9 protein-coding genes and 2 pseudogenes are annotated in these 9,111 nt (G+C 57.1%); 3 read left to right on the forward strand and 8 right to left on the reverse strand.

Features of this window, described 5'->3' with window-relative positions; translation table 11 throughout:
• Positions 1–199 precede the first annotated feature (199 nt).
• Positions 200–1,336, forward strand: a complete 1,137-nt coding sequence (locus tag KTQ37_RS16275; RefSeq protein WP_218631568.1) for a DUF389 domain-containing protein — start codon at positions 200–202, stop codon at positions 1,334–1,336.
• Positions 1,337–1,395: 59 nt separating this feature from the next.
• On the opposite strand, the gene KTQ37_RS16280 is transcribed toward KTQ37_RS16275, so the two are convergent.
• The 7 genes and pseudogenes from KTQ37_RS16280 to KTQ37_RS16310 all read right to left on the reverse strand — a co-directional run bounded on the left by KTQ37_RS16280 (position 1,396) and on the right by KTQ37_RS16310 (position 7,252).
• A complete protein-coding gene (locus KTQ37_RS16280) occupies positions 1,396–2,100 on the reverse strand; it encodes an IS6 family transposase (protein ID WP_218631569.1) in 705 nt (234 codons plus the stop codon).
• Between the two features lie 58 nt (positions 2,101–2,158).
• Positions 2,159–2,518, reverse strand: a pseudogene (locus tag KTQ37_RS16285) (IS6 family transposase); the annotation flags it as partial.
• Positions 2,519–2,734: 216 nt separating this feature from the next.
• Positions 2,735–3,661 (reverse strand): carbohydrate kinase family protein, encoded by a 927-nt coding sequence (locus KTQ37_RS16290; protein ID WP_218631570.1) that lies wholly within the window; start codon positions 3,659–3,661, stop codon positions 2,735–2,737.
• Positions 3,662–3,677: 16 nt separating this feature from the next.
• Complete coding sequence (locus KTQ37_RS16295) at positions 3,678–4,301, reverse strand: nucleoside/nucleotide kinase family protein (RefSeq protein WP_218631571.1); 624 nt, start codon at positions 4,299–4,301, stop codon at positions 3,678–3,680.
• Positions 4,298–5,092 carry an ATP-binding cassette domain-containing protein gene (locus KTQ37_RS16300; protein ID WP_218631572.1) on the reverse strand — a complete coding sequence of 265 codons (795 nt, stop codon included), beginning with the start codon at positions 5,090–5,092 and terminating at the stop codon, positions 4,298–4,300. Before KTQ37_RS16300 ends, KTQ37_RS16295 begins: the two co-directional genes overlap by 4 nt.
• Complete coding sequence (locus KTQ37_RS16305; RefSeq protein WP_218631573.1) at positions 5,068–6,129, reverse strand: ABC transporter permease; 1,062 nt, start codon at positions 6,127–6,129, stop codon at positions 5,068–5,070. Before KTQ37_RS16305 ends, KTQ37_RS16300 begins: the two co-directional genes overlap by 25 nt.
• Positions 6,130–6,241: 112 nt before the next feature.
• Positions 6,242–7,252 (reverse strand): sugar ABC transporter substrate-binding protein, encoded by a 1,011-nt coding sequence (locus KTQ37_RS16310; protein ID WP_218631574.1) that lies wholly within the window; start codon positions 7,250–7,252, stop codon positions 6,242–6,244.
• Between the two features lie 188 nt (positions 7,253–7,440).
• Here KTQ37_RS16310 and KTQ37_RS16315 point away from each other — a divergent pair, with 188 nt between their 5' ends.
• Positions 7,441–8,640, forward strand: a complete 1,200-nt coding sequence (locus tag KTQ37_RS16315) for an ROK family transcriptional regulator (protein ID WP_218631575.1) — start codon at positions 7,441–7,443, stop codon at positions 8,638–8,640.
• A 105-nt stretch (positions 8,641–8,745) separates the two neighbouring features.
• Here the strand turns inward: KTQ37_RS16315 and KTQ37_RS16320 are convergent.
• A pseudogene (locus tag KTQ37_RS16320) lies at positions 8,746–8,952 on the reverse strand (integrase core domain-containing protein); the annotation flags it as partial.
• A gap of 64 nt (positions 8,953–9,016) precedes the next feature.
• Between KTQ37_RS16320 and KTQ37_RS16325 the strand changes: the two are divergent.
• Positions 9,017–9,111: transposase (locus KTQ37_RS16325; protein WP_218631576.1), on the forward strand; the 95-nt coding region annotated here is incomplete at its 3' end.

Genomic DNA, 9,111 nt, shown 5'->3' on the forward strand with positions numbered 1-9,111 from the left:
TCCACTCCTCTCCCAGCCGGGAAAGCGTAGCGGAAAACTCCAGCTTCAAACGGTCCAGTTTCCGGGGATCAGATCACAACCGCTGGCTTCATGTTCGTGAAAGATCCTCTGACACCTGGTCCAATGATCCCAAGCGAAAGAAAACGTCGCTCTTGCCTTGGCTGCGGTCCCATTGTTTACTTGAGACAGGTAGTAAGCCTTGCAATTTTTGCGCGGTATCTGTCTGGGGTCTTTTTCTGTGCAAAACAAGTCGATGTCGTCGTCGGCATTACAGCGTTTCGTGCAATCCATCAATGGCAGAGCGTCCGGCAAAGCCAAGGATAGCGACACCCTCTTTGAGCAGATCGAGGAATCATCTGTTCCAAGTCTCAACTTCTACTTCATGTTGGGCATGGCCACGGCGATTGCGGCGTTTGGCCTGCTGAGCAACAGCGCGCCGGCGATCATTGGCGCCATGATCGTGGCGCCCCTCATGTCGCCAATCGTGGGCTTTTCCTTCGGGGCGATCATGGGCGCGAACAAGCTTACGCTCCAGTCTCTCGCTTCGATCGTAACCGGCGTTGTATTCGTGATATCACTGGCGTTTGTCTGCACGCAGGTGATCGGGTTGCGCGTTGTGGGCTCCGAAATCCTGGCGCGCACCGCGCCCTCCACACTCGACCTGCTGGTCGCGCTCTGTTCGGGCGCGGCCGCGGCATTTGCACATGCGCGTGTCGGCATTGCCAACTCCATTGCCGGCGTCGCTATCGCCGTGGCTCTGGTTCCGCCGCTTTCAGTCGTCGGGGTGGGACTTGCGCTTGGGCACGACGCCGTTTCCGCGCAGGCAATTGCCCTGTCCGACATCAATCATCAGGGCAACGGCTACACGATGGCCGGCGGCGCCTTCTTGCTCTTCTTCACGAACTTCCTCGGCATCGTGGCCGCGGCGATTCTGGTCTTTGGTCTTCAGGGCTACGGACACTGGCGCAAGCCCTTCCTCGTGTCTGTCGTTCTCCTCGCGTCGTCGTTCTTTGTCGTGGACCGCCTTGATCGGCGGCTCGAGATCATCTTCGTCGAAGACATGGTGAAGCGTCTCTACGTAGAGGCGGTAAAGGGGATTGAAGATCCTGGGTCCGAGAACCATTTCATTCTTCAGGTTCGCGGCGAGCGCGTCGACGGACACCTTGACGTATCCGTCGTCATGCTGGGCGTGAGATCGCGCCTTGATGATGTCGAGTCCGCGGCAGAAACCTTCCGCTCCCTTTTGTCCGAACAGTTGGGTGAACAGGTTACGTTGCGGCTGAAGATCATCCCGATCGATATCCAGCAACATGAAGCTCTGCCTGCCCAAGACTGACCGGCCGGTGCTGTCAGACGGATTCGAACCAGTCTACGTAAGGACAGTTGCGCTGGCCCTTATGCCGCGCAGAGAGCACGCCACTCTGCAAGAGCGGCGGCCCGGTTGGCCTTGAAATTTTGACGTGAGCTGAGGCTGCGGTCCTGGTTGAAATGGTTCGAGACGGAGGCGTGGACGGCGGCGAACTTCTGCAATGTTCGTATGCGCCGAAAGCGGAGCATCGCCCGCTCCCGCCTTCGGAATGGCAAGTGTGAATTCTCCGCGCGGTTGTTCATCCAACGACCGGTCTGCTGGCTCTCGCGGATACCGAGATCACCCAGGGCGGCCCCGTAAGAGCGCAGATGGTCGGTAACGAATTCATTGGCACAGCCGTGCCGCGTCAGAGATTTCTTCAAGAATTTCAATGCTGCCTTCTTGTCTCGCCTCTTCGTGACGAAGCTCTCGAGAACCTCGCCCTCGTGATCGACGGCCCGCCAAAGGTAGTGGCGTTCGCCGTTAATCTTCACGAACATCTCGTCCAAGTGCCACCGCCAGTGGCTCGAGCGCAGGCCCTCGACCCGACGTTTTCGGATCTCCGAGGCGAACATCGGACCGAACCGATGCCACCAAAATCGGACCGTCTCGTGGCAGATGTCGATGCCGCGCTCATGCAGCAGATCCTCGACATTCCGCAGCGAAAGCGGGAACCGGACATACATCATCACGGCCAGTCGGATGATGTCAGGGCTGGTTTTGAAGTAGCGGAAGGGCGAGCGTTTCGTCATTCTGAAAGGCTACGGGACCGCCCTGCCCGCCTCAAGCCAGGTTCTTCTGACAAGACCCTGCCTTCTTGTCCCGGGCCTTCGTCACGAAGCTCTCAAGCACCTCACCTTCGTGATCGACCGCCCGCCAGAGGTAGTGGCGCTCGCCGTTGATCTTCACGAACATTTCGTCGAGATGCCATTGCCACTGTGGCCCGGACCGCAGCCGCTCGGCGCGTTTCTTGCGGATCTCGGCGGCGAAGATCGGACCAAACCTGTTCCACCAGAACCGTACGGATTCATAGCTGATCTCGATGCCGCGTTCGTGCAACAGATCCTCGACATTTCGGAGCGACAGCGGAAAACGAACATAGAGCATCACCGCCAAACGGATGATATCCCGGCTGGTCTTGAAGTACTTGAACGGGTCGCGATTGGTCATCCCAAAACGCTACCCAGCCCACTGCCCGGTCGCAAGCCAAGTTGCTCTGACATGACCCTCTGCCGGAGTACTTTGGGCATATCGCTTGAAGCCGTCGTTCGTGAACGGTGCGGCGAATGGCTGGAGCGAGCCCATAGTTCCGGATACTGCACTCGTCATGAACGTCCGTTTGAATGTCCGGAAAATCAAAAACAGCCAGGTTTCGTGAAGCCGCTTCTATAATTCCTCTGCCCATGGCGGGTTCGCGCCTGCGCGTGATACGGTGACAGCAGCGACTTGGGTTCCGTGTGTCAAGGCTTGTCGGACGACGTCGGGAGCAAGCTCCCGCAGCGCCGGTTTGCGCAACGCGCCCAGCTCGGATAGCTTGGCCAGCACGCCTGCATTGAACGTGTCGCCAGCGCCGACCGTGTCGACGATCTGGACGCGTTTAACCGGGACATGCAATTCGGCACCGTCCGGCAGGTACCCCACCGCCCCATCGCCGCCACGCGTCACGATGACCAGAGCGGGGCCTTTGTCCAGCAGGCCATCGATCTTTTCGCGCAGCGATGGAGGTGCGGGTTCGATCCAGTTCAGGTCCTCGTCTGAGACCTTCACGATATCCGACAGGCGTAGCATTGCCTCCAGACGCGCGCGGTAGCGGGTTTCGTTTTCGATGAAACCCGGGCGGATATTCGGGTCGATCATCACCGCACGGGTGTCGCCTTCGCGATCCAGCAGCGCCTGATAAGCAGTGGCTCCCGGCTCACAGGCCAGGCTGATGCCACCGAAGAAAAGCGCGGATATGTCGCCCGGGATCTCGGGGAGATCGTCGGGCGACAGCATCCGACCGGCAGAGTTTTCATCATAGAATGAATAGGTCGCGTGACCATCGGCTAGTCGCACAAAAGCCAGCGTTGTGGGGCGTTCTGAGGTAATGACATGGGATACTTCCACATGGCTGCCTCTGAGGGCTTCGCTGAGTTGTTGGCCAAACATGTCGGTTGATATCCCGGTGAGCATGCCCACGCGAGTTCCAAGCCGCCCAAGCCCGATCGCTGTGTTAAACACCGCCCCGCCCGCATGCGGGACAAACCCGTCACGCCCTGCGTTGGTTGGGGTTGGGATCATGTCAATCAGTGCTTCGCCGCAGCAAAGGATCATTGGCGGACGCCTTTCGTTATATCGTGATCGTTGCTGGAAGCGCGTGATCTGAGATCGCCTGGGCATTCACCATGTCATTGTCCATGGCGCGTAGTTCCGCTTGGTCGCGGGGCAGGCCAAAATTGATCCACCGTTGCACCAGTCTTTGCCGTAAGGTTTCGGGCGGCACGTCCAATCGGATTGAGACATCCCAAAGGGGCCACAGGTCTTTCCAAACCGGCGCATCGAACAGAAGGTAGTTGCCTTCGACAACAACGCAGTCGCATTTGCCATCGACGATACCGGCGCCTGCACGCGAGAAATCTTCGTCCCGATCAAAGGTGGGGTAGAAAACCCGGTCAGCATTGGAAAGGGCTTGGATCAGTCGAAGGACGCCTGCCGCATCGAATGTCTCGGGCGCGCCTTTTCGGTGCAGATATCCCAAGCCGGTCAGGACCCGATTGTCCAGATGAAAGCCATCCATCGGCACCACGGAAGTCTTGCAACCGGCTTGGGTCAGACGATCGGCCAACACATAGGACAAGGTTGTCTTGCCGGACGCGGGCGCCCCTGCCAAAGCAACCAGTTTGCGTTTCCCTGCGCGAGGCGCTGTCAGAATTTCCTCTATCAGCGACTCGGCAATCTTCTCGGGGGATGTCATGCCGCGTCTCGTGCGGGAGGCTCTTTTGCACCTGTCATGAATGCTACTGCGTCGGACATGGTATAGTCCTTCGGATCAATCGTACAAAGACGCTTACCCAGCCGATGGATATGGATGCGGTCGGCGACCTCGAAAACATGGGGCATGTTATGGCTGATCAGAATGATCGGAATACCACGAGCGCGCACGTCCTTGATCAATTCAAGTACCTTGCGGCTTTCTTTGACACCCAGCGCTGCCGTGGGTTCATCCATTATGATGAATTTCGTCGCAAAGGCAGCGGCTCGGGCTACGGCAACACCTTGGCGCTGACCGCCAGACAGGGTTTCGACCGGCTGCTTGATCGATTGAACCGTCATCAGCCCCAGTTCCGTGAGCTTTTCGCGTGCGAATTTCTCCATTGCGGGCTTATCCAGCATCCGCAGGACCTTGCCCAGAAACCCAGGCTTGCGCAGCTCGCGCCCAGTGAACATGTTGTCGGCAATTGATAGTGCGGGCGATAGCGCCAGGTTCTGATAAACAATCTCGATCCCCATGTCGCGAGCCTCTATCGGGGAGGAGAACTTGACCGGTTTGCCTTCTATGAGAATTTCGCCTTCATCGGGAACAGTGGCCCCGCAAATCGCTTTGACGATCGAGGACTTGCCCGCCCCGTTGTCGCCGATCACGGCAAGTATTTCACCGGGGCGCAATTCGAAATCAGAACGGTCGATGGCGGTGACATGGCCATAGCGTTTGACGATGCCTTTGGCGGAAACAACAGGTGTCATGCGGAAACCCTCCGGATCCATTGGTCGATTGCGACCGCGATGATGATGAGCCATCCAATGGCAAAGACCTGCCACAGCACGTCTACACCGGCCATGCGCAGGCCCGATTGGAAGACGCCGACGATCAGCGCGCCAAAGAGCGCCCCCATGATTGACCCGCGTCCGCCGAAGAGGGATATTCCCCCGATCACTACGGCAGTGATGGATTGCAGATTGCCCTCGTAGAAGGATTGCGGCGAGATTGACCCGACACGGCCAATCGACGCCCAGCCCGCGATGGCACAAACGAGGCCTGCCAGCATATAGACGGAAACCAGTGTGCGCTCGGTGCGGATGCCAGACATCTCGGCGGCTTCCATATCATCACCGATAGCATAGACATGACGGCCCCATGCGGTCTTGTTCAGCATGTACCAGAGCACCACGAAAATCACGATCATCAGAATGACGCCAAAGGTGATCCGTGCGCCACCGATGTTGATGGCGTTGCCAAAGAATTTCAGGAAGGCCGCATTCTCATCAATATCTTGGCTGCGAATAGATTGCGCGCCAGACAGCCAGAGGTTTAGGGCAAAGAAGATCGACCAAGTCCCGAGAGTGGTTATGAATGGAGGGAGCTTGATCTTAGTGATCAGCAACCCGTTCATCGCACCGGCAAGCATCCCGCCGACAGCGCCGATTGCAATCGCGATTGTTGGCGGGACACCAAAGTCAATCGACAGTTTGCCCATGATCACCGACATCAGAATCATGATTGCCGCGACCGACAGATCAATCCCGGCAGTGATGATAATCAGAGACTGCGCGGCTGCCAGCATCCCAATGATTGAGACCTGCTGCATGATGAGCGACAGGTTAAACGCAGAAAAGAACCGCCCGCCTGCGATGACCCAGAACGCCAAAAGGCTGATCATCAAAACGATGACGGGAACGAAGGTCGGGTTGTTGTGAAGAACATGCTGAACGCGGTCCAGCAAACTGTGATGGCGGGTCTCGAACTTGGCGACCTCTGAGTCGCCCTGGTCAATGACCTTTTCGTAGCTGGCTTTGGTTGTCATGACGGTCTCCCTCGACCCCAGCCTAGGCCGGGATGTCGAGTGTGGTCAAAGATGTTTGGAATGAAATTGCGCCATGGCCAACATGGCCACGGCGCGTGTTATCAGGCGGGACTTAACCCCAGCACTTTTCTTTACCTTCGGCAGACGTCAGCGACGGAATGCCATCAACGGGTTCGTCTGTAATCAGCTCTACACCGGTGTTGTAGAAGTCCAGACCTTCGGTGTTTTGAGGCTTGGCACCGGTCTCGGCCCAGGATTTGATCGCGTCGATTCCCAACGAAGCCATCAGCAGTGGGAACTGCATTGAGGTCGCACCGATCACGCCCTCAGAGACGTTCTGTACGCCCGGGCAACCACCATCTACAGATACGATCAGCACATCGTTTTCGCGCCCTACAGATTTCAATGCTTCATATGCGCCCGCTGCTGCTGGCTCGTTGATCGTGTAGACAACGTTGATTTCCGGGTCGATCTGCAGAAGGTTCTCCATCGCCGTACGGCCACCTTCTTCGTTACCATTGGTCACGTCCGAGCCAACAATGCGCGGATCATCTTCATCGCCGATATCCGTTGGGTCTTTGATGTCGATGCCAAAGCCCTGCAGGAAGCCATTGTTGCGCAGATAGTCGACCGAGATCTCAGAGGCATTCAGATCAAGCGTTGCGATTTTCGCATTTGCCGCCCCATCACCCAGTTTGGCTGCGGCCCACTGACCGATAAGAACGCCCGCTTTGAAGTTGTCAGTTGCGAATGTTGCATCTGCCACATTGGCAGGCTCAAAGGGCGTGTCTAAGGCGATGACCAAAGCACCCGCTTCACGCGCCTGCGTGATCACCGGCGTCAACGCGCGGCTGTCTGTTGGCGTAATCAAAATGCCTTTGGCACCGGAGGCGATGCAGGTTTCGACAGCTGCAACCTGGCTTTCTACGTCACCGTCGATTTTACCGGCGAATGTCGAAAGGTTGATGCCGTTTGCCTCTGCTGCTGCAGTCGCACCTTCCTTCATTTTCACAAAAAACGGGTTGGTGTCTGTCTTGGTAATCAGGCAGGCGTTAATGTCTGCTGCGGCTGCGCCCGCCAAAGCTGTCAGCGCGATAACCGAAGTCGTCATCAGTTTTTTCATGGTGCCCTCCCATCCATGTCATTTCATAACTTGTGGCCATCTTCACCATGGCCGCGCACCCACTCCAGCGCAGGTTGGAGCCTAAAAAGCATGATTCCCAAATGCCTGTCAATTAGTTTGTAAACTTTACTAACTAAATTTTTGACTCTATCTTTTCTTCGGATGGTGAGGGAATTAGAGTGCCAGTCATGGACGGAGAATTTACATCGACACGGCGCGGGGGCGTAAACCAAAGCGGTTTGCGCGACCATAACGAGCGCCTGATCATGTCTATTCTTCAGCGTCACAAAACCGTTCCCGCCGCTGAACTGGCTAGGCGCACTGGGCTGTCCAAACCCACGGTCTCGACGATCCTGCGCAACCTGGAAGAGGATGGCCTTGTTCGACGCGGCGAACCCTTGCGTGGCAAAGTGGGGAAGCCCTCTATTCCAATAGAGCTGGATCCAGATGGTGCGTTTTCAATCGGCCTGAAGATCGGACGCCGCAGCGCGGATTTGTTGTTGCTCGATTTCGTCGGCTCGGTGCGAGGACAATTGCACACCACTTATGACTATCCGATGCCCGATGCCGTATTCAGGTACTTGGAAACGGGCATTTCAGAACTCCTTGGAAATCTATCCACGGCACATCAAAACCGCGTCTGCGGCATCGGGATTGCCACCCCCTTTGAGCTTTGGAAATGGCACGATCTTTCCGGTCTGGCAGCCGAAAAGTTCCGGTCGTGGAAAGATGTGGACTTCACGCAAGAGGTTGCCCGTTTCAGCGATTTACCGGTTTATGTTGTCAATGACGCAACCGCCGCATGTCACGCTGAACACCTCTATGGGCGCGGCAAAGACTATCGCGACTTCGCCTATTTCTACGTTGGATCCTTTGTCGGCGGGGGCATCGCTTTGAATGGAACGGTTTTCGAGGGTAACCAAGGTAACGCGGGAGCGCTGGGGTCCATTCGTACAACTGGCCCGTTGGGGGAAAGCCAACAGCTGATCGACACAGCATCCCTGCATCTCCTTGAAGCACGCCTTATTGAAGCCGGGCTTGATCCGGCGCGCATGTGGCAAAAGCCGCAGGACTGGACTGACCTGTCGCGCTACGTCGAGCCATGGATTGGGGAAACCGCTCAGGAATTGGCAAAAGCTTCCTTGTCGATATGCTCAGTCATCGATTTCGAAGCCATTCTGGTTGATGGCGCTTTCCCGCCTAAAGTCCGCGAAGAACTGGTTGAACGGATTCGAAGGTATTTGGTCAACCAAGACACGCGCGGACTGATCTCTCCAACCGTTGAAAGCGGGACCGTAGGCGAAAACGCCCGCGCAATCGGAGCAGCAAGCGGTCCGATTTTCGCAGAATACCTGCTCAACACCAATGCAGGGCTGTCATCAATCTGATATGCACTGGCTGCTTCGGTGCTGCCAGACGAATTCGAACCAGTCTCCACAAGGACGGTAGAGCTGCCCCTTATGCCGCGCAAAGATTGACCTGCCACTGAACCTTCATCCAGTCGCGACCGGAGCCCGGTTGGTATTTACGCCAGATGGCGTAGGTTGAGCAATCGCCCGACGCGCGGAGCTTTCCTCTCGCGCAGCGGGGCGGGCGATTGCGGTGATCAGGGTCCGTGCGTAGTCGACCGGGGTCTGATAGCCCAAAGCCGAATGCGGACGCTCGGTGTTGTAATCGGCCGCCCAAGCCGCGATCACGACTGCTGTGACCCCCGATAGTTCCTCCATTTGATGTTAGAGTCCGGCCCAACAGAAGGACCGGATCATGAAGGCATCGAAGTTCAACGAAGCGCAGATCATTGCCATCCTGCGTGAGGCGGAGGCAGGGGCGAAGACCGCTGACCTCTGCCGTCGGCACGG

This window comes from Sedimentimonas flavescens, assembly GCF_019264375.1.
Lineage (GTDB): Bacteria > Pseudomonadota > Alphaproteobacteria > Rhodobacterales > Rhodobacteraceae > Rhodobacter > Rhodobacter flavescens.

Bases quoted from the DNA above. Each gene is read 5' to 3' on its own strand.
- KTQ37_RS16280 (WP_218631569.1), bottom strand. From the start codon at position 2,100: ATGACGAAACGCTCGCCCTTCCGCTACTTCAAAACCAGCCCTGACATC.
- KTQ37_RS16290 (WP_218631570.1), bottom strand. From the start codon at position 3,661: ATGATCCTTTGCTGCGGCGAAGCACTGATTGACATGATCCCAACCCCA.
- KTQ37_RS16295 (WP_218631571.1), bottom strand. From the start codon at position 4,301: ATGACATCCCCCGAGAAGATTGCCGAGTCGCTGATAGAGGAAATTCTG.
- KTQ37_RS16300 (WP_218631572.1), bottom strand. From the start codon at position 5,092: ATGGATCCGGAGGGTTTCCGCATGACACCTGTTGTTTCCGCCAAAGGC.
- KTQ37_RS16305 (WP_218631573.1), bottom strand. From the start codon at position 6,129: ATGACAACCAAAGCCAGCTACGAAAAGGTCATTGACCAGGGCGACTCA.
- KTQ37_RS16310 (WP_218631574.1), bottom strand. From the start codon at position 7,252: ATGAAAAAACTGATGACGACTTCGGTTATCGCGCTGACAGCTTTGGCG.
- KTQ37_RS16315 (WP_218631575.1), top strand. From the start codon at position 7,441: ATGGACGGAGAATTTACATCGACACGGCGCGGGGGCGTAAACCAAAGC.